The sequence below is a fragment of the Streptomyces sp. NPDC030165 genome (assembly GCF_055573595.1).
In genome coordinates, this window is the sequence record NZ_JBVIBD010000018.1 from 137,203 (window position 1) to 157,344 (window position 20,142).

At 71.6% G+C, this 20,142-nt stretch carries 16 protein-coding genes; 7 read left to right on the top strand and 9 right to left on the bottom strand.

The genetic code is table 11. The features are described from left to right. Positions 1 to 516: 516 nt before the first annotated feature. The 4 genes from ACZ4Z1_RS29885 to ACZ4Z1_RS29900 all read right to left on the bottom strand — a co-directional run bounded on the left by ACZ4Z1_RS29885 (position 517) and on the right by ACZ4Z1_RS29900 (position 4,744). On the bottom strand, positions 517 to 2,745 hold the full coding sequence (locus ACZ4Z1_RS29885; RefSeq protein ID WP_468489751.1) for a hypothetical protein: 2,229 nt from the start codon (positions 2,743 to 2,745) through the stop codon (positions 517 to 519). Between the two features lie 164 nt (positions 2,746 to 2,909). Continuing rightward, on the bottom strand, positions 2,910 to 3,488 hold the full coding sequence (locus ACZ4Z1_RS29890) for a DUF6113 family protein (protein WP_468489752.1): 579 nt from the start codon (positions 3,486 to 3,488) through the stop codon (positions 2,910 to 2,912). Then, the gene (gene mshB, locus ACZ4Z1_RS29895) at positions 3,485 to 4,423 is read right to left on the bottom strand and encodes an N-acetyl-1-D-myo-inositol-2-amino-2-deoxy-alpha-D-glucopyranoside deacetylase (protein ID WP_468489753.1); all 939 of its coding nucleotides are present in this window, start codon (positions 4,421 to 4,423) and stop codon (positions 3,485 to 3,487) included. Before mshB ends, ACZ4Z1_RS29890 begins: the two co-directional genes overlap by 4 nt. 126 nt (positions 4,424 to 4,549) lie before the next feature. After that, positions 4,550 to 4,744, bottom strand: coding sequence for a hypothetical protein (locus ACZ4Z1_RS29900; RefSeq protein WP_365835861.1), 195 nt, complete (start codon positions 4,742 to 4,744; stop codon positions 4,550 to 4,552). A 233-nt stretch (positions 4,745 to 4,977) separates the two neighbouring features. Between ACZ4Z1_RS29900 and ACZ4Z1_RS29905 the strand changes: the two genes are divergently transcribed. After that, positions 4,978 to 7,143, top strand: coding sequence for a S9 family peptidase (locus ACZ4Z1_RS29905; RefSeq protein ID WP_468489754.1), 2,166 nt, complete (start codon positions 4,978 to 4,980; stop codon positions 7,141 to 7,143). 16 nt (positions 7,144 to 7,159) lie between these two features. Here ACZ4Z1_RS29905 and ACZ4Z1_RS29910 read toward each other — a convergent pair whose 3' ends face one another. Next, complete coding sequence (locus tag ACZ4Z1_RS29910; RefSeq protein WP_468489755.1) at positions 7,160 to 8,152, bottom strand: hypothetical protein; 993 nt, start codon at positions 8,150 to 8,152, stop codon at positions 7,160 to 7,162. A gap of 446 nt (positions 8,153 to 8,598) precedes the next feature. Here ACZ4Z1_RS29910 and ACZ4Z1_RS29915 point away from each other — a divergent pair, with 446 nt between their 5' ends. The 6 genes from ACZ4Z1_RS29915 to ACZ4Z1_RS29940 all read left to right on the top strand — a co-directional run bounded on the left by ACZ4Z1_RS29915 (position 8,599) and on the right by ACZ4Z1_RS29940 (position 16,081). Next, the gene (locus ACZ4Z1_RS29915; protein ID WP_468489756.1) at positions 8,599 to 9,630 is read left to right on the top strand and encodes an ABC transporter permease; all 1,032 of its coding nucleotides are present in this window, start codon (positions 8,599 to 8,601) and stop codon (positions 9,628 to 9,630) included. An 89-nt stretch (positions 9,631 to 9,719) separates the two neighbouring features. Continuing rightward, positions 9,720 to 11,522 (top strand): ABC transporter substrate-binding protein, encoded by a 1,803-nt coding sequence (locus ACZ4Z1_RS29920; RefSeq protein WP_468489757.1) that lies wholly within the window; start codon positions 9,720 to 9,722, stop codon positions 11,520 to 11,522. 129 nt (positions 11,523 to 11,651) lie between these two features. Then, complete coding sequence (locus ACZ4Z1_RS29925) at positions 11,652 to 12,629, top strand: ABC transporter permease (RefSeq protein WP_468489758.1); 978 nt, start codon at positions 11,652 to 11,654, stop codon at positions 12,627 to 12,629. A gap of 10 nt (positions 12,630 to 12,639) precedes the next feature. Continuing rightward, positions 12,640 to 13,701 carry an ABC transporter ATP-binding protein gene (locus tag ACZ4Z1_RS29930; protein WP_468489759.1) on the top strand — a complete coding sequence of 354 codons (1,062 nt, stop codon included), beginning with the start codon at positions 12,640 to 12,642 and terminating at the stop codon, positions 13,699 to 13,701. Between the two features lie 17 nt (positions 13,702 to 13,718). Beyond that, complete coding sequence (locus tag ACZ4Z1_RS29935) at positions 13,719 to 14,873, top strand: ABC transporter ATP-binding protein (RefSeq protein WP_468489760.1); 1,155 nt, start codon at positions 13,719 to 13,721, stop codon at positions 14,871 to 14,873. Positions 14,874 to 15,088: 215 nt separating this feature from the next. Continuing rightward, positions 15,089 to 16,081: a PI-PLC domain-containing protein gene (locus ACZ4Z1_RS29940; RefSeq protein ID WP_468489761.1), complete on the top strand. Its 993-nt coding sequence runs from the start codon at positions 15,089 to 15,091 to the stop codon at positions 16,079 to 16,081. A 26-nt stretch (positions 16,082 to 16,107) separates the two neighbouring features. Here ACZ4Z1_RS29940 and ACZ4Z1_RS29945 read toward each other — a convergent pair whose 3' ends face one another. From ACZ4Z1_RS29945 to ACZ4Z1_RS29960, 4 genes are read right to left on the bottom strand one after another with little or no spacing between them, the layout of a single operon-like run. After that, the gene (locus tag ACZ4Z1_RS29945) at positions 16,108 to 17,160 is read right to left on the bottom strand and encodes an ABC transporter ATP-binding protein (protein ID WP_468489762.1); all 1,053 of its coding nucleotides are present in this window, start codon (positions 17,158 to 17,160) and stop codon (positions 16,108 to 16,110) included. Further along, positions 17,157 to 18,191, bottom strand: coding sequence for an ABC transporter ATP-binding protein (locus ACZ4Z1_RS29950; protein ID WP_468489763.1), 1,035 nt, complete (start codon positions 18,189 to 18,191; stop codon positions 17,157 to 17,159). The genes ACZ4Z1_RS29945 and ACZ4Z1_RS29950 overlap by 4 nt, the downstream gene beginning before the upstream one ends. Before the next feature lie 11 nt (positions 18,192 to 18,202). Continuing rightward, entirely contained in the window at positions 18,203 to 19,213 is a 1,011-nt protein-coding gene (locus ACZ4Z1_RS29955) for an ABC transporter permease (protein ID WP_468489764.1), read from the bottom strand. After that, a complete protein-coding gene (locus ACZ4Z1_RS29960) occupies positions 19,206 to 20,129 on the bottom strand; it encodes an ABC transporter permease (RefSeq protein ID WP_468489765.1) in 924 nt (307 codons plus the stop codon). The genes ACZ4Z1_RS29955 and ACZ4Z1_RS29960 overlap by 8 nt, the downstream gene beginning before the upstream one ends. Positions 20,130 to 20,142: the final 13 nt, after the last annotated feature.

Consider the following 20,142-nt stretch of genomic DNA (forward strand, 5'->3'; position numbering starts at 1 on the left):
GACCGGGACGCTATGGCGTGCCGGGGGCGGCGCAGTACCGACGAAAGCAAGGGATCACGATCGACGAAAGTCAGGGGTCTTCCCTTGCCTTGGCGAGGGTCCCGGCAGGTACGGAGCCGAGACCGGGAGGGGCGAACATCGGGGCGGCACGTCGAGGCGGCACATCGGGCCGGGCACATCGGGCCAGCACGTCGGATCGGCCCCGTAGCGTCGTTACGGGACTGGCGCGTCGGAACGGTGACGGATCGCCGCTCCCGAGCCGGCACGTCGGGACGCAACTGTAGCGTCGCTTCGAGCCCGGCGCGTCGGGACGGACCTGTACCGTCGCACCGCACCCGGCACGTCGCGACGAACCCGAAGCGTCACACCGCACCCACCACGACGAACCCGTACCGTCGCGTCGGCCACGTCGGGACGAACCCGTACCGTCGCGACGCACCCAACGCGTCGAGCCGCCCCCGTACCGTCGTACGGGGCCGGCTCGACGTCGTTCCGGGTGGCGGGCCCGGCGGCGGGTCAGCCTGTCGTCGCGCCCTCGACCTTGGCGATCCGCTTCTGCGGTGCGGGGGGCGCGGGCTTCCTGAGGGCCTGCTGCATCGCGTGCGCGGCGTGCTGCGGGGTCATCTTCACCTTGCCGGCGCCGCCGTCGATCATGACGTTGTCGAAGGCGTGGCCGTACTTCTCCTCCAGCTTGGCCAGGTCTATGACCGGCTGCAGGCTGCCGTCGGGAGCGGCGGTGAAGGTCAGCAGCTCACCGATGGAGCGCTGGCTGAACGGCACCTCGACGCCGGCCGCCGACAGGTAGACCCATCCGGAGACGGCCGGTTCGGCCATTTCCTTCATGGCCCGGTCGACCTCCGCCTTGCCCGCCTTCGGCTGCTGCTCGACGGCGGCCAGCACCACCGGGGTGTTCTTGCCGGTGGCGGCCCGGTCCAGGTACGCCTTCTCGATCTTGCTCTTGGACGCCTTGACGTCGACCGCCTTGTAGGGAGCGCCGTAGTGCGGGACGGCCTTGCCGTTCTCGAAGGTGATGCTGCCGTCCTTGGCGGCGCCCGCCGACCCGGCCACCGCCTTGAGCGCGATGTCCAGCTTCTCGTCGTCGGTGACCATCGCGGGCTGAGCCGTCCGCGTGCCGCCGAACAGTGAGCTGATGACGGAGACCGGGTTGTAGTCGCGCCCGGAGGCGTCCCGGACGGTGGCCTGGGTGTCGATGTTCAGTCCGGCCTTGGCCGGCACGAGCGTCTGCTCCTTGCCGTCCACGGTGAGCTTCAGCGGTTCGTTGCGCGTTTTGCGGACGGCCGCGTCGAGCTTCTTGACGGCCTCTTCCTTGGTGGCGCCGCCGATGTCCACGCCGAGCGCGGTGGTGCCGTTGGGCACGTCAGCGTGGTCGAGCAGCAGCCCGGCGCCGTACGCGACGCCCGCCAGCACGACGACCGCGACGCCCAGCAGGACGATCTTGTTGCGGCCCTTCTTCTTCGGGTTTATCGGCTCGGGGATCTTGGCGCGCGGCGGGGCCGGGGTGTCCTGGCCCGCGCCCGGTCCGGGCGGGAAGCCTCCGCCGGGCGCCGGGGCGGCGTCGGCGGGGACCGTCGGGACGCCGCTGACCAGGGTGTCGCTGGAAATCTGGTCGCCGCTGCCGGGTCGGCCGGAGCCGGTGGGCGCGCCGCCGGGGAAGCCGCCGCCGCTGCCGCCCGTGGCGCCGGGCGCGCCGCCGTTGCCGCCGGCCGGCACGCCGCCCGCGATGCCACCCGTCACGCCGCCCGTGACGCCGATGCCACTGCCGGGTCCGGCGGACGGGGCGGGGGGCTGCGGGGTGAGTACCGCCGTGTCGTCGGTCATACCGGGGCCGCCGTCCGCGCCCGGCGTGCCCGGGGTGTGGAAGCCGGCGGGCAGGTCGAAGGCCGAGTCGCCGGTGGCCGGGCCGGTCGTCGGGCCGCTCGGGCCGCCGCGGTCGGCGTCCCGGCCGGGGCCGGAGCCGGAGCCGCCGGGCGTGTCGAACGGGCTCGCACCGCCCTGCCCCGTGGGCGCGTCGTACGGACCGGCGGGCGCGTCGAACGGCGACGGGGCCGCGTCGAACGGCGAGCCGCCGCCCTGTGCGGGCGCGTCGGAGAAGTACGGAAGGTCCGGGCGCTGCTGCGAGCCGCCGGCCGGGTCCTGCGGCGCGGCGGGGGCCGGGCTGTCCGGCGACGCCTTCGGCGCGGGGGACGGGGCGGACGGGGAGCCGGCGGAGGCCGCCGACGGCTTGCGGGGCGAGAACCAGTCGCTGGTCTTCTCGCCCGGAGCGCTCTTGGCGCCGTCGCCGCCCGCCGCGTCGGGCCTGCGCGTACTGCCCGTGCGCTCGGACCCGGCACCCCCGGCGGACCTCGCGGACCCCGCGGACCCGGCGGCCCCTGCCGCCCCCGCGTCGGACGCGCCCCGGCCGGACACACCGGACGCACCAGGCACACCGGTTGCACCGGTCGTACCGGTCCGTCCGTTGCCGGCGGCTCCGCCCGTCCCGTTCTCCTCACCGACGGGCTTGCGCACGACGACCGGCGGGATGGGACGGGACCCCGGAATGTTGATCTTGATCCGCGTGGTCAGCGTGGTCTCGGTCTTCGGCTCCTCCGGCTTTGCCGCGGCGTCGGCCGGCACCGCTTCGTCCGCCTCGGACCGAGGCGTTCCGTACGGCGGCGTCCCCGACGGGTACGCGGCACCGCCGCGCCCCTGGGCGCCGGAGGACGAACTGTCAGATTCACGACTCAAAGCAGGTTCTCCCGGTTGGCTCCGCCGCTCGTCAGTACGGTGCTTGGGCGGCTCGGCGGCGCGCACCACCATACTGGCCGCCGTCGGCGGACACTCCGGGAGCAGGACAACGCCCCGCTCCCGGACCACCGCGCGGTTCTGAAAATGATCACTGGGGCCGGTACTTACTTGCCAAGTCGGGCCGCTTGCGCACCGTTGGCCCGCATCTGCGTCCCGGTGGCACAGATCACAGCCAGCACGATGCCGCCGACGAGGAAGACGTACGTGCCCAGGCCGGCGCCGAAGAGGAAGTCACCTTCGGGGCGGGCGTCGCTCAGCAGGATCACGGTCACCAGCCAGCCCGCGCCCGGCGCCAGCACGCCACCCGTCCGGCCGAGCGCCAGTGCGCCCCCGTAGAAGAGGCCGCCGGCCGCCGCCAGCGCCAGCAGCAGTCCGCCGGGGAACCACGCCGCCTGGACGAGCCCGCCCGCGGTCGCCACGATCGCGCCGAGGACGAACAGCAGGATGTACGCGGCCACCCGGCCGGGGCTCAGCGGCGCGGCGAGGCCGCTCGCAGCCGCCCCGCCACCGGCGCCCGGCTTCCCGGCGCCCGAACTCCCGGCACCACCCGGCTTCCCGGCACCCGCCGCCCCGGCGCCCTCCTTGGCCGCCGCGCCCTGCCCGCCCTTGGGAGCCGCCGACGCGCCCGCCTTCGGCGCCGTGCCGCCCGCCGTGGCCCTGGTGCGCTTCTTCGCGCCGCTCATACCGCGTTCTCCTTCTCGTCCTCGGTACGCTCCCCGTCCCCCTCGTCGTCCGCCACGCCCGCGAAGAGGTCGTTCTCGCGCTCCCCTTCCGCGGCGCCGGATCTGCCCCGTACGAGCTGGTAGTACTCGGTCGCGAACAGGGGCTGCCCGAGGCCGTTGGAGAGCGCGAAGAAGGGGCCCTCGACGGCGATCTGCGTGGCGTGCGCCCGCATCGCCGCCGCCTTCGCGGCCCCGTACCGCTCGCCGCCCTCGATCACGGTGGTCACCACGGCGTCGTCCACCACCCCCGGTACGTCCTCCGCCGCGCCGACGCCGGGGAAGGACGGGCCCGCGGCGCGCAGCCGCGCGAAGCCCTCCTCGACCACCGGGCGCGGGTTGCGGTTCCAGTAGATCTTGCTGATCCGGTGCGGCGCGCCCAGCTCGGGGCGGAAGTCCGGGTCGGCGGCGAGGTCGGCGGCGCGCATGGCGACGCGGTGCGCCTTGATGTGGTCGGGGTGGCCGTATCCGCCGTTGTCGTCGTAGGTGACCAGCACCTGCGGCCGTACCTCGCGGACGACGGCGACCAGGTGGCCGGCGGCCTCGTCCAGGCCGGCCTGCCAGAAGGCGCCCGGCCGCTCGTTCTGGGGGGCGCCCATCATCCCGGAGTCGCGGTAGCGGCCCGCGCCGCCCAGGAAGCGGTGGTCGGTGACCCCGAGCGCCGTCATGGCGGCGGCCAGCTCGTCGACGCGGTACGGGCCCAGGGTGTCGTCCCGGTCGGGGGCGAGGTGGGCCAGGTCCGGCGGGATGACCTCGCCCTCTTCGCCGCGAGTGCAGGTCACGAGCGTGACCAGGGCTCCTTCGCCCGCGTACTTGGCCATCGTGGCGCCATTGTTGATGGACTCGTCGTCCGGGTGCGCGTGCACGAGCAGCAGCCGGCGGGCGGGAAGGTCGGTCATGGGGACAGCGTACGAGCCGGGCGGCCGGGACCCTGCATCCCGATCCGGCCCGCCCGGCTCCCCCTGGCCGGCGGATGCGTTCGGGGCCCGCGCGTGGGCGGGCGCCCGCACCGGGCGGTGAGCGGGCTAGAACTTGATGCCCCCCAGCATCCCGGCGACATTCGTCGTCAGCTGCTTGATGGTCGGGGCGATCGACGAACTGGCCAGATAGAAGCCGAGCAGCATGCACACCAGCGCATGCCCCAGCTTCAGCCCGGACTTCTTGACGAGCAGGAAGACGATGATCGCCAGCAGCACCACCGCCGAAATCGTCAGTGCCACGGCGGCTCACCTCCAAGTACGCACGGTCCGGACAGCGTTGGGACGACGCGGGGCCGACGGGTGACGGCCCCGCGGGCACGGGGTGGTCACGCTCCACTCCCATACCCACTCCGCGGAGGGGATCATAACTTTCCACGCTCGCGCATATGTCGGTGCACGGGAGCAGAACGGGGGCGCACGCGATCATCGCGGGTGCGGCCCCTGCCGGGACGCGGCCCCGTAGGCTCGTCCGCATGACCGGACAGCTCTCCTTCCCCCGGCAACACGCCCGTACCCAGCGCTTCTCGCTGGGCGCGCCGCGCGGCTTCGCGGTGGCGCCGGACGGCTCGCGTGTTGCCTTCCTCCGCTCCCGTACGGGCACCGATCGAGCGAATCTGCTGTGGGTATTGGATCTTGATGAGGGGCGGGAGTACGCCGCCGCCGACCCGGCGGTGCTGCTCGCCGGCGCGGACGAGGAACTGTCGCCCGAGGAACGGGCCCGCCGGGAACGTACGCGCGAAGGGTCGTCCGGGGTTGTGGGCTACGCCGTGGACGCCGCGGTGGAACTCGCCGCCTTCACCCTCTCGGGCCGCCTGTTCACCGCCGAGCTGCGCGCCGGGACCGCCCGTGAACTGTCCGTACCGGGCCCGGTGGTGGACCCCCGCCCGTCACCCGACGGGCGGCATGTCGCGTACGTCTCCCAGGGCCGGCTGCGGGTCGTCCCGGCCGACGCCGGGCAGGGGGACGCCGGCGCCGCGCCGGGCGACCGTTCCCTCGCCGAACCGGACGGGCCGGGTGTCACGTGGGGTCTCGCGGAGTTCATCGCGGCCGAGGAGATGGGCCGCTACCGCGGTTTCTGGTGGTCCCCGGACAGCGACCGCGTCCTGGCCGCGCGCGTCGACGACTCCCCCGTACGGCGGTGGTGGATCGCCGACCCCGCGCACCCGGACCGCGAGCCGGCCGAGGTCGCGTATCCGGCGGCCGGCACCCCCAACGCCTCCGTGGGCCTGGCCCTGCTCGGCCTGGACGGCTCCCGTACGAACGTGACGTGGGACCACGAGCGCTACCCGTACCTGGCGCGCGTGCACTGGTCGGCGGCGGGCCCGCCCCTCCTCCTCGTACAGAGCCGCGACCAGCGCGCCCAGCGCTGCCTGACGGTCGACACCAAGACCGGCGCCACCAGCACCCTGCACGCCGACGAGGACCCCCGGTGGGTGGAGCTGGCCACCGGGGCGCCCGCCTGGACGCCGGACGGGCGCCTGGTGCGCGTCGCGGACGAGGGCGGGGCACGCCGGCTCTTCGTCGGCGACCGGGCGCTGACGGCGGCGCCTCTGCACGTACGGGCGGTCCTGGACATCGGCGAGGACGACGTGCTGTTCTCGGCGAGCGGCGAGGACCTGCACGACATCGGTGTCTACCGCGCCCGGTACCGGGGCGGCGGTGACCAGGACGGCTGGGAGCGGGTCGGGCGGCGCCCGTACCCGTCGGTGTCCTCCGCGGTGCGCGGCGGCGCCGTGACGGTGCTCTCGCACGCCTGTCTGGAGCGGCCGGGGGCGCAGACGGAGGTGGTGCGCCTGGAGGCGGACGGCGGCGAGACGTGGCTGGCCGCGGTCGGCTCGTACGCGGAGGTGCCGGTGCTCGCCACCAGCCCGCGGCTCGTCCTGTCCGGTGAGCGGCGGATCCCCTGCGCGGTGCTGCTGCCGACCGGCTACCAGGAGGGCGACGGGCCGCTGCCGGTCCTCATGGACCCGTACGGCGGTCCGCACGGGCAGCGGGTGGTGGCCGCGCACAACGCGCACCTGACGTCGCAGTGGTTCGCCGACCAGGGGTTCGCGGTGGTCGTCGCGGACGGGCGGGGCACCCCGGGCCGCTCCCCCGAATGGGAGAAGGCCATCCACCGGGACCTGGCAGCGGTGGTCCTCCAGGACCAGGTCGACGCGCTGCACGGGCTCGCGGACCGCTTCCCGCTGGACCTGGGCCGGGTCGCGATCCGGGGCTGGTCCTTCGGCGGCTACCTGGCCGGGCTGGCGGTGCTGCGCCGCCCCGACGTCTTCCACGCGGCGGTCGTGGGCGCCCCGGTCACCGACCAGCGGCTGTACGACACCCATTACACGGAGCGGTACCTGGGCGACCCGGGCGGGGACCCGGCGCTCTACACCGCGAACTCCCTGGTGGGCGACGAGGGCCTGGTGGGTGCCGCGGAGCAGCACCGGCCGATGATGATCGTGCACGGCCTGGCGGACGACAACGTGGTCGTGGCGCACAGCCTGCGGCTGTCCTCCGCGCTGCTGGCGGCGGGCCGGCCGCACGAGGTGCTGCCGCTGTCGGGCGTCACGCACATGACGCCGCAGGAGCAGGTGGCCGAAAATCTCCTCCTGCTGCAAGTCGACTTCCTGAAGCGGACCTTGGGGGTGGGCTGAGCCTGCCGGGCCGGGTTCACCAGTTCGGCGGGAGGTTCGAGGGCGGGGGCGGGGGCGTGTAGCCCGGGGGCAGCTGCCCGCCCACGGGCCCGCGCGGCTTGCCCTCCCCCGCCGCCGGGCGGACCAGCGCCAGCAGCACCAGGAGTCCGGCCAAGGCGGTGAACGCGGCGGTGGCGACGTCCAGTTGGGTACGCGGGGCCAGTGCACGGAAGTGGCCGAGCAGTCCCGCGCGCTGCTCGGCGGCCAGTGCCGCGGCGCCGTGCACCAGCAGCAGTGACGCGGCCAGCAGCCCCAGTGGCCGTACGGACGGTGCGCGCCGGGCCGCCCCGATGGCCGGCACCAGGGCCAGCAGCGCGAGGGACAGCAGGAACCAGTTGACCGGAGGCTGCAAGAGCGCCCGGCGCGCGTCACCGTCACCGACGACGCTGTCCCAGTACGCGCTCCACCCCGCCTCCCGTACGGATTGGACCTGCCAGGCCACCAGCACCAGCGCGGCGCCTCCCAGCAGCAGCGCGGCCACCACCGCGGGCGTGCGGCGCAGGCGGCTCGCGCGGCGGTCCGCGCCACTGCGCCCGGCCGAGGCGGCGATCAGCAGGAGCACGCTCACCACAAGGGCGACACCGGCCGAGATCAGCGCCCACTCCCGTACCCCGGACCCCGCCCCGGGCAGCCCGTCGGCACCGAGGTTCCACAGCGGCGGCGCCCGGAACAGCAGTGTCGCGCCGGCCACCGCGCTCAGCCCGTACGGAGCGGACGGCGAGCGCCGCAGCACCGCCACCGCCGCGACGAGGCAGCCGAGCCCCAGCACCGGATCGAGCAGCGAGGTCGCCCGGGCCACGGCGTCCTGCGGCTGTACCGCGTGCCCCGTCCACCATCGCCAGACGTCCCAGGGGCGTGGGGCGACGAGAAGGTCGCAGGTGATCCATCCGGCGCTCAGCAGCGCGAGCAGCAGGCACAACAGCGCGCCGAACCCGCCGACACCGCGCGCGCGAGCCCTTCTCCGCCCCATGACGTGGCCCACCCCCTGCCCCCGCACGGACAGGTCTACTCCACTCACCGCACCGGGACAACCGTGCGGAAGCAGACGGCGGGCGGCGGCCCCGGCGGCGGCCGGCCGGGGTGATCACAGGACCACCCCGGCCGGTACACGGCACCCGCACGGCCGTACGCTGTCGAGTATGGCGCGTCCGTATATCGGCGTGACGACAGTCAAGTTGCCTCGCTGTTACGGCCGTTGGGCACGATATGTCGCCCGTGCCGTACGCCGCGTACCGCTGTCAAGCACGCCGTGGCGTCAATCTGCGCAATCTTCGCTCAAGAAGCGGACAGCGCGCGAGCGAGCGTTCACCGTCCTCTTGACTGGGCTATAAATCACTTGCCAAAGTCCGCTCAACCAGCGGTGCGAATCAGCTCCGCTTCCTGTTGCAAGTGAACTCGGTGCGGGGGAACTTCGCGATGACCAGTCCGTCCCAGACCGCGGTAACGCAGACCGATCCCTCCGGACTCGGACCCGAAGGGCTGCGGAAAGTCAAGGACCGCAAGGGCGGGGAACTGGTCGGCCGTTCCCCCGGGCAATTGATGTGGATCAGGTTCAAGCGCGACCGGACCGGAGTGATCAGCGGATGCGTGGTTATCGCGTTCTTCTTGATCGGTCTGCTCGCGCCGCTGATCTCCAAGCTGTACGGCAAGGATCCGTACACCCGGTACGGGCAGATCACCCCCGGCCTGCTGGTCAACGGATATCCGGCACAGCCCAACGGAGGCATCTCCGCGGAATTCTGGTTCGGAATCGAACCGACCCTCGGTCGTGACGTGTTCATGCAACTCGTCTACGGCATCCGGACCACCCTTTACCTCTCGGTGGCCATCACTCTCGTATCGGTGCTCACGGCCATCGTCATGGGAGTGGCCGCGGGATACTTCGGCGGCCGGATCGACTACTTCATCGGCCGGATCATCGACCTGCTGATGGCCTTTCCCAACCAGCTCTTCTTCGTCGCGTTCGTCCCCGTGGTCGGCGCGATCTTCGTGGCCCCCGAGGACGCGATGGCGACCTGGATGCGCTGTCTCATCCTGATCCTGGTGCTGTGGTTCCTGGGGTGGATGAGCCTGGCCCGGCTGCTGCGCGGCACCGTCCTGTCGCTGCGCGAGCGCGAGTTCGTCGACGCCGCCAAGGTCAGCGGGGCCTCCCCGGCCCGCATCATCCGGCGTGAGCTGCTGCCGAACGTCATGACTCCGATCCTGGTCCAGACGACCTACATGCTGCCCAACTTCGTCACCTCGATCGCGGGCCTGTCCTTCCTCGGCGTCGGCCTGGTCGAACCCACCCCCGACTGGGGCCGGATGTTCGCCAACGCGGCCGAGTACTACCGCAACGACATCACGTACTTGTTCTTCCCCGGCATCGCGATGGTGCTCTTCATCGTCGCGTTCAACCTCCTCGGGGATTCCGTCCGGGACGCCTTCGACCCGAAACGCGCCCGGTGAACCGTGTTCCACGGGGGGTGCTGCCACCCCAGCACCGCACACGTCAGGCAGCGGCCACGGAACTACGACAGGCAGGTGCATCCACCACCATGAAGACAGTCCGTACGCACAGAGCGCGCGCCACGGTCGTGGCGCTGTCCGCGGGGGCACTGGTCCTGACCGCCTGCAGCAGCGGCGCCGGCCAGGGGGCGGAGGACGACCAGGGCCGCAAGAAGGCCGAGAGCCAGCGCGCCCAGATCGCCTTCGGCGACGCCAAGGCGTCCGCCGGGCGGGCCGAGCCGGTGCCCGGCGCGACCCCCGGCGGCACCATCAAGGTCTACCAGCGCGACACCTACGACCACCTGGACCCGGCGCAGATCTACGTCAGCGACGAGGGCACCCTCTCGACGCTGATCTTCCGCCGGCTGACCTCCTACCACCTGGACAACAAGGGGAAGTACACGGTCGTCGGCGACCTGGCGACGGACAGCGGCAAGTCCACCGACGGCGGCCGGACCTGGACGTACACCCTGAAGAAGGGCGTGAAGTTCGAGGACGGCACGCCGATCACGTCGAAGGACATCCGGCACACCTTCGAGCGGCAGTTCGCGAACTTCATCTCCAACGGCCCGACGTACGTGCAGCGCTGGCTGGCCGACGCGGAGGGCAACGAGTACCGCAAGCTGCTGCCGGGCGGCCCGTACGGCGGCAAGCACCTGCCCGACAGCGTGCTGGAGACCCCGGACGAGAGCACCATCCGGTTCCACTTCAAGAAGCCGGTCGGTGACCTCCCGTACGCACTGGCCATGGCCGGATACGCCGTCGTGCCGGAGAAGGGCGACACCAAGGAGCGCTACGACAAGGCGCCGGTCTCCTCCGGGCCGTACAAGATCGCGCCGGGGTCGTTCAAGTCCGGCAAGGGCATGTCCCTGGTCAAGAACCCCAATTGGGACCCGGACACGGACATCACCCGGCACCAGTACGTCGACAAGTTCGACATCCAGTTCGGCGTCTCCTACCCCGACTCGACGCAGCGGCTGATGTCCGACAGCGCCGACAACCAGACGGCCGTCAGCTTCAACAACCAGGTCGACGCCGCCAGCCTCCAGCGGGTGGCCGGCTCCCCGGACATCAAGAAGCGCTCCACCTCCGGCTACCAGCCCTACGTCGGCGCCATCAACTTCAACATGAAGCGCCTGAAGGACAAGAAGGTCCGCGAGGCCATCGCCCACGCGATCCCCATCCAGGCCATCCTGGACGCGTACGGCACACCGGGCGGCGGCGAGCTGGCGGGCAGCTACATCAGCCCGACGCTCACCGGCCACAAGGACATCGACCCGTACGGCAAGCTCAAGAAGCCGATGGGCGACGTGGAGAAGGCCAAGCAGCTGCTCAAGGAGGCCGGCAAGGTCGGCATGAAGCTGACCTTCGCGTACACCAACGCGCCGGAGCCGCAGAAGTACTCCGTCGCGGTCGCCGACAACCTGCGCAAGGCCGGGTTCGACGTGCAGAACAAGGACCTGCCGTCGGACACGTACTACGACATCATCGGCAAGGTCAACAACCAGTTCGACATCTACCCGTCCGCGTGGGGGGCCGACTGGCCCAGCTCGCTGACCGTGATCCCGCCGGTGTACGACGGCCGGCAGATCCAGGACAACGCGCCGAACTACTCGCACTACGACAACCCGGCGGTCAACAAGGAGATCGACCGGATCTCCCAGCTGACCGACCAGAAGCAGGCGGCCCACGACTGGTTCGCGCTCGGCGAGAAGATCCTCAAGGAGGACCTGCCGCAGCTGCCGACCTTCTACTACAAGCAGGTCCAGCTCCACGGGTCCAAGGTCGGCGGGGTCGTCAACAACGACATCATCAGCTCCGTCGACCCGACCAAGATGTTCGTGAAGAAGTAGCACAGCCGGCGCCCCGGCGCCGATTGCGCGCCGTGCGCCGTCCGCGCCCGGTGTGCCCGCCGTCCCGGGCGGGCACACCGGCCCGGCGCACTCCCGACCCTCTGGCTGCCCAAGAGAGCTGCGACTGCCATGCTGCGTTTTCTCTTCCGCCGGTCCCTCGGCGCGATCGTGATCCTGCTGATCATCAGCGCGTTCACGTTCTTCCTCTTCTTCGCCGCCCCCCGGGATCCCGCGCTGCTGGCCTGCGGAAAGAACTGCACGCCCGACGCCATCGCAGTGATCCACAAGAATCTCGGGCTCGACAAGCCCGTACCGGTTCAGTACTGGGAATTCATGTCCGGCATCGTCACCGGCCGGGATTTCGCCCAGGGGCCCTGCCCGGCGCCCTGCTTCGGCTATTCGTTCGCCAGCAATGATCCCGTCTGGGCCACGATCGTGGACCGGTTCCCCACCACCATCTCGCTGACCATCGGCGCCGCCGCGGTGTTCCTGGGTGTCGGTGTCGGTACCGGAATGCTCGCCGCCCGGAAGCAGGGCCGGCTCATCGACAAGGTCTTCAGCTCGTCCTCGCTGGTGCTCTCCTCGATGCAGATCTATTTCATCGGGCCGATCGTGCTCGCCCTGCTGGTCTACAACCTCGGCTGGTTCGGCCAGCCGAAATACGTGCCGATCACGGACGACCCCCTGGGGTGGTTCCTGGGTCTGATCATTCCGTGGTGCGTGCTGTCCGTCATCTTCACCGCGCAGTACACGCGGATGGCCCGCTCATCGATGATCGAACAGCTCCAGGAGGACCACGTACGGACCGCCAGGGCCAAGGGAATGACGTCCCGTACGGTCTTCTTCCGCTACGCCTGGCGCGGCTCCCTCATTCCCATCGTCACCATTTTCGGCATCGACCTGGGCTCCCTCTTCGGCGGCGCGATGATCACCGAATACACCTTCGCGCTGCCGGGCCTGGGCACCCTCGCCGTGAAATCGGTGCAGAACACCGACCTGCCCATGACCATGGGCGTGATGCTGTTCGCCGCGACGTTCATCATCCTGTTCAACATCGTGGTGGACGCCTGCTACGCGTTCATCGACCCGCGCGTGCGGCTGTCCTAGGAGAGGCCCCGTGTCCACACTCACCCAGCCCGCGGGCGCGCCGGTCCCGGCCACCTCAGGCCCGTTCTTGTCCGTACGCGACCTGTACGTGCGGTTCGCCACCGAGGACGGCGTCGTCAAGGCGGTCGACGACCTCTCCTTCGACCTGGAGCGCGGCCGCACCCTCGGAATCGTCGGCGAGTCCGGCTCCGGCAAGTCCGTCACCAACCTCGCCATCCTGGGCCTGCACAGCCCCAACTACACGACGATCACCGGCGAGATCCTGCTGGACGGCGACGAGCTGACCGGCGCCCGGGAGAAGGACCTGGAGAAGCTGCGCGGGAACAAGATGGCGATGATCTTCCAGGACCCGCTGACCGCGCTGTCGCCGTACTACACGGTGGGCCGCCAGATCGCCGAGCCGTTCGTCAAGCACACCGGCGCGAGCAAGCGCGAGGGCCGGCAGCGCGCGATCGAGATGCTGGAGAAGGTGGGCATCCCGCAGCCGACGCTGCGGGTGAACGATTACCCGCACCAGTTCTCCGGCGGGATGCGGCAGCGCGCCATGATCGCCATGGCGCTGGTGTGCAACCCGTCGCTGCTGATCGCCGACGAGCCGACGACCGCGCTGGACGTGACCGTACAGGCGCAGATCCTGGACCTGCTCAAGGACCTCCAGCAGGAGTTCGGCTCGGCGATCATCCTGATCACCCACGACCTGGGCGTGGTCGCCAACACCGCCGACGAACTGCTGGTGATGTACGCCGGACGGGCCGTCGAGCGCGGCACCGTCAAGGAGGTCCTCAGCGAGCCGCGGCACCCGTACACCTGGGGCCTGCTGGGCTCGATGCCGCGGCTGTCGGCGAGCGTGGCGGAGCCGCTGACGCCGATCCCCGGCACGCCGCCGAGCCTGCTCGACCCGCCGTCGGGCTGCCCGTTCCACCCGCGCTGCGGCTTCGTCTCCGAAGTCGGCGGCACCCGCTGCCAGGACGAGCGACCGCCGCTGGCCCCCGGCCGGGCGGCGGCCTGCCACCTGAGCCCCGAGCAGAAACACACCCTGTTCACCGAGCAGATCAAGCCCCGGCTGGGCTAGGAAGCGAAGCGACGACCATGAGCGCACCCGAAGACGTCATCGTGCCCGCTCCCCGTCCGGCCGCCGCCGAGTCCGGCGAGGTGCTGCTGACGGCGAAGGGCCTGACCAAGCACTTCCCGATCATGGCCGGGTTCCCGTTCAAACGCCGGGTCGGCGCGGTGCAGGCGGTCGACGGCATCGACCTGACCGTGTACAGCGGCGAGACGTTCGGCCTGGTCGGCGAGTCGGGCTGCGGCAAGTCCACCACCGGACGGCTGCTGACCCGGCTGCTGGAGCCGACCGCCGGTTCGATCACCTACCGGGACCGGGACATCACCCACGCCGGGCGCAAGGAGCTGGCCCCGGTCCGCTCCGAGATCCAGATGATCTTCCAGGATCCGTACTCGTCGCTGAACCCGCGGCAGACCGTCGGCACCATCATCGGCGGCCCGATGGAGATCAACGGGATCGCCCCGGAGGGCGGCCGGGAGCGGCGGGTACGCGAACTCCTGGAGACCGTCGGCCTCAACCCGGAGCACTACAACCGCTTCCCGCACGAGTTCTCCGGCGGTCAGCGCCAGCGCATCGGCGTCGCCCGCGCGCTCGCCCTGGAGCCGAAGCTGATCGTCGCGGACGAGCCGGTCTCCGCGCTGGACGTCTCCATCCAGGCCCAAGTGGTCAACCTGCTCCAGGAGTTGCAGCGGGAGCTGAACATCGCGTTCCTGTTCATCGCGCACGACCTGGCGATCGTGCGGCACTTCAGCCAGCGGGTCGCGGTGATGTACCTGGGCAAGATCGTCGAGGTCGGCGACCGGGACTCGATCTACCGGCGCCCCCGGCACCCGTACACCCACGCCCTGCTCTCCGCCGTCCCCGAGGCCCGGCTGCTGGACGCGCAGGAGGAGGCCGACGACCGCGAGCGCATCCGGCTGGCCGGCGACGTGCCCTCGCCGATCAACCCGCCGTCCGGCTGCCGGTTCCGTACCCGCTGCTGGAAGGCGCGCGACAAGTGCGCCGCCGAGGAACCGCCGCTGGTGCAGATCGCCGGCAACATGAGCGGCCACCTGACGGCCTGCCACTTCCCGGAGGAGCCCACCACGGCGGCACGGGACGAGGACATCGTGCTGGACCCGGCACTGGTGGCGATCGAGGACGCGCTGCCCGGGCCTGAGGCGGGCAAGGGGACGTCCTGAACGGCCGGATTCCCGGCGGCCCCGCGTCTCTTGGTGTCGGATCAGGCGTCCGGGGCAGGTGCCGGACCGGAGCAGGCGCCGGGCCCACCGCCGGGCCGCGGCGCCCGCTTCCGGCTTTTCCCGTACGCGGATGGCGCGACGGCATCTCCATGCCCCGTTCTCCGGGCGGGCGAAGCCGAGGAGGCACTGGATCCACATAAGGACAGATGACACATATGGCTCACCGCTTTCCGGCCCGGACCCGCACCCGCGTCCCCCTCCTGGCCGCCACCGGAGCCCTGACGCTCCTCTGCGCGGGCACCCCGGCCGCCACCGCCGCCACCACCCCGCACCAGGCCGCACCGCGCCCCACCTACGCCATAGCCCACCGGGTGCTGACCGCCGACGGCGTGGACACGGCGCTGCGGCACGGCGCCAACGCCGTCGAGATCGACGCCACCGCCTGGAAGAAGGGCTGGTGGGCGGATCACGACGGCACCCCCACCAGCGCCGGTGACCCGATGGAGACCATGCTCCAGCGCATCGCCCAGCGGCGCGCCGAAGGCCGGAACGTCACTTTCGTGTGGCTGGACATCAAGAACCCGGACCACTGCCGCAGCGACGACGCGAAGTGGCGGCACTGTTCGGTCGCGGCGCTGCGCGACATGGCCCGCCGCACCGTCGAGAAGCAGGGCGTCCGGGTGCTCTACGGGTTCTACGGCACCGAGGGCGGCACCGGCTGGAAGGACGTCGCGTCCGGTAGCCTGCGGCCGGTCGAAGGGGTCGGGCTCAGCGGGAACGCGAAGGACGTGGCGAAGACCTTCTCGGCGTACGGCGCGCACATTCCCGTGAACCAGCGCGTGATGGACAAGGGTCTCTTCAGCATCTCGCTCGACGCCCGCAAGATCGCTTCCGAACTCCGGGCCGGTTCGCGGGCCCGGGACCGCGGGGAACTCGGCTCGACGGCCGGCTGGACGGTCGGTACGGGCGACGCGAAGAACGCCGCCGAGCTGCTGGCACCGTACGCATCCGGCGGAGCCGACACCGACGGCCTCATCTACGGCCTGCGGGCCGCCTGCTACCCGGACGGCACGTCCAAGTGGCGCGGCGGCTGCGGCACCGACGAGTCCTCCGCGCAGGAAGCACTGTCCGCCGTCACCGGTTACGTCGCCGGACACCCGGCCGAGCGGCGCATGGCCACCAACAGCGACGTGCCGTTCGGCAGCTGACACCGGCACTGCGAACAGCGCGACCGTCACCCGCCCGGCACGACCTGACGTTCCTCCGCGAAGTGGCACGCCGAGGCGTGCCGGGCCGGGCCCGTCACCTCGTCGAACCCCTCCGGCACGGCCAGCGCCGGCGTCTCCAGCGCGCAGCGCTCCCGCGCCTTCCAGCAGCGGGTGCGGAAGCGGCAGCCGGACGGCGGGTCGGCCGGTGAGGGGACGTCACCGCTCAGCAGGATGCGGTCGCGCCGGGCGCGCGCCTCCGGGTCCGGTACGGGGACGGCGGAGAGCAGGGCCTGCGTGTACGGGTGCGTCGGGTGGCCGTAGATCTCGTCCTCCGTACCGACTTCGACGAAGCGGCCGAGGTACATCACCGCGACCCGGTCGGAGATGTGCCGGACCACCGACAGGTCGTGCGCGATGAAGACGTACGACAGGTCGAATTCGTCCTGGAGGCGTTCCAGCAGGTTGACGACCTGCGCCTGGACGGACACGTCCAGCGCCGACACCGGCTCGTCCGCCACGATCACCTCCGGGCGCAGCGCCAGGCCGCGCGCGATGCCGATGCGCTGGCGCTGGCCGCCCGAGAACTGGTGCGGATAGCGGTTGATGTACTCGGGGTTGAGCCCGACCACGTCCAGCAGCTCCCGCACCGCCTTGCGCCGGTCGCCCTTCGGGGCCGCCTCCGGGTGGATCTCGTAGGGCTCGCCGATGATGTCGCCGACCGTCATCCGCGGATTGAGCGAGGTGTACGGGTCCTGGAACACCATCTGGATGTTGCGCCGTACGGCCTTCAGTGCACGCCCCGACAGCCGGGTGATGTCCTCCCCCCGGTACAGGATCCGGCCGCCCGTCGGCCGCTCCAGCCCGACCAGCAGCTTGGCGACCGTCGACTTGCCGCAGCCGGACTCCCCGACGATGCCCAGCGTCTCCCCTTTGCGCAGGGCGAAGGAGACGGTGTCCACGGCCTTGACCGAGCCGGTCTGCTTGCGCAGCACGACGCCGCGCGTCAGCGGGTAGTGCTTGGCCAGGTCCCGGACGTCCAGGACCGTCTCCCCTGTGTGCCCCTCCGCCTCAGCGCTCACGGGCGCTCTCCTCGCTCACTGACGGTCTCCTCCCAGAAGTGGCAGGCGCTGGCCCGGCCCGGCGCCACGTCGTAGAGCGGCGGCCGGTCCGTACGGCAGACGTCCTGCGCCTTGGGGCAGCGCGGGTGGAAGGGGCAGCCCGGCGGGATGGCGGTCAGGCTGGGCGGCAGGCCCTTGATCGCGTACAGTTCGCGGCCCTTGCGGTCCAGGCGCGGGATGGAGTCGAGCAGGCCGCGGGTGTACGGGTGCGCGGGCGCCCGGTAGAGGTCGTGGACGGGGGCGGTCTCCACGATCCGGCCCGCGTACATCACCGCGATCCGGTCGGCCACGTCCGCGACCACGCCCAGGTCGTGCGTGATCAGCACCAGACCCATGGCGTACTCCCGCTGCAACTCCGCGAGCAGGTCCATGACCTGGGCCTGCACCGTCACGTCGAGCGCCGTCGTCGGCTCGTCCGCGATGATCAGGTCGGGTCCGAGGGCCAGCGCCATCGCGATCATGATGCGCTGGCGCATACCGCCGCTGAACTGGTGCGGGTAATCGCCCACCCGGCTCCGCGCGGCCGGGATGCGCACCCGGTCCATCAGCTCGGCCGCGCAGGTCCGCGCCTCCTTGCGGGACATGCCCCGGTGCACCTCGAACATCTCCCCGAGCTGCGCCCCCACGCTCAGCACCGGGTTGAGTGCCGACAGCGCGTCCTGGAAGATCATCGCCAGTTCGGTGCCCCGGGTCCGGCGCCGCTCCTCGGCGCCCATCCGCAGCAGGTCCCGTCCGTGGAAGAGGACCTCGCCGCCCGTCACGTAACCGGGCGGGGTGTCCAGGATGCCCAGGACGGCCTGCGCGGTCACCGACTTGCCCGAGCCCGACTCGCCCAGCACGGCCAGCGTCTCGCCCTCGCCCACCCGGTAGCTGACCCCGTTGACCGCGTGCGCCACCCCGTCCCGCGTACGGAACTCCACCTTCAGGTCGCGTACGTCCAGCAGGGTGCCGCCACCCGCCCCGGCGGCCTGCCCCGTCCCGTCCACCGTCATCCACCGTCTCCTCAGCGCAACTTGGGGTCGAGGGCGTCGCGCACCGCGTCGCCGAGCATGATGAACGCCAGTACCGTCAGGCTGAGCGCGCCCGCCGGCCACAGCAGCATGTGCGGCGCGTTGCGGATCTGTTTGGACGCCTCGGAGATGTCGATGCCCCAGGAGACGGTCGGCGGCTTCAGCCCCACGCCCAGGTAGGACAGCGTCGCCTCCAGCGCGATGTACGTACCGAGGGCGATGGTCGCCACGACGATCACCGGCGCGACCGCGTTCGGCGCCAGGTGCCGCAGCAGCAGCCGGGTGTTCCCGGCCCCCAGCGCCCGCGCGGCCTGCACGAAGTCGGCCTGCTTGACGGTCAGTACGGAACCCCGGGCGATCCGCGCGAGCTGCGGCCAGCCCAGCAGCACGATGAACCCGACCACCGGCCACACCGACCCGGACGGCACGACGGACAGGAAGACCAGGCCGCCCAGCAGCATCGGGATGGCGAAGAACATGTCCGCGATCCGCGAGAGCAGCGCGTCCCACCAGCCGCCGAAGAACCCGGCCAGACCGCCCAGCACACCACCGAGGAGGGCGGCCCCCGCCGTGGCGCACACGCCGACCGTCACGGAGGCGCGGGCCCCATGCACCGTCCGCGCGAAGACGTCGCAGCCCTGGGTGTCGAAGCCGAAGGGGTGGCCGGCGCGCGCACCCTCCTGCGACAGGGTGATGTCGCAGTCCAGCGGGTCGGTGCCGGTCAGCAGCGACGGCCAGGCCGCGATCAGCAGGAAGAAGAGGATCAGCAGGCCGGAGACGATGAAGACCGGGTTGCGGCGCAGGTCGTGCCAGGCGTCCGACCACAGGCTGCGTGTCCGGCCGCCGGCCGGCTGCACACCGGTCCCCTGCGGCGCCCCCGGGGCGCCGGGCACCTCGGGTGTTCCGCCCGGCCCGCCCACGGTCTCCGCCTCGACGGCGGGCAGCGGTGTCCCGGCCCCCGACGGCTGGAACGGCTCCGGGCGCTCGGGCACGGACTCAGGCATAGCGGATCCTCGGGTCGAGCACGGCGTACAGGAGGTCGACGATCAGGTTGGCCAGCAGGAAGACGATGACCAGCACGGTCACGAAGCCGACGACGGTCGGGGAGTTCTGGCGGACGATGCCCTGGTACAGCTCGTAGCCGACGCCGTGCACGTTGAAGATCCGCTCGGTGACCACCGCCCCGCCCATCAGTGTGCCGACGTCCGCGCCGATGAAGGTGACCACCGGGATCAGCGAGTTGCGCAGCAGGTGCCGTACGACGATCCGGCGCCGGGGCAGGCCCTTGGCGACGGCCGTACGGACATAATCGGCGCGGGCGTTCTCCGCGAGCGAGGTCCGGGTGAGCCGGGTGACGTACGCCAGGGACACCAGCGCCAGCACACAGCCCGGCAGCAGCAGCTCGTCCAGGGGCGCGCCCAGCGCGACGGCCGGGCTCACCCACGCCCACTTCACGCCCAGCAGGTACTGGAGCACATATCCGCTGACGAACGTCGGCACGGACACCACGATCAGCGTCAGCACCAGCACCCCGGAGTCCAGCAGCCGCCCCCGCCGCAGCCCGCTGAGCACACCGAGCGTCACTCCGATCACCACCTCCGCGACGATGGCGACGGCGGTCAGCCGCAGGGTGACGGGAAAGGCGGTGCCCATCTTGTCCAGGACCGGCTGCCCGTCGAACGTGGTGCCGAAATCTCCGCTGAAAATCTGCCCCATGTAATGCAGGTACTGCTGCCAGAGCGGCTGGTCCAAATGAAGCTCGCGCCGGATCTGCGCGGCCGTCGCAGGGTCGGGCGCGCGGTCGCCGGACAGCGCGGCGACCGGGTCGCCGAGCGCGTACACCATCACGAAGATGAGAAACGTGGCACCGATGAAGACCGGCACCATCTGCAGCAGCCGCCGGATCACATAACGCACCATGGCCGTCCGCCCG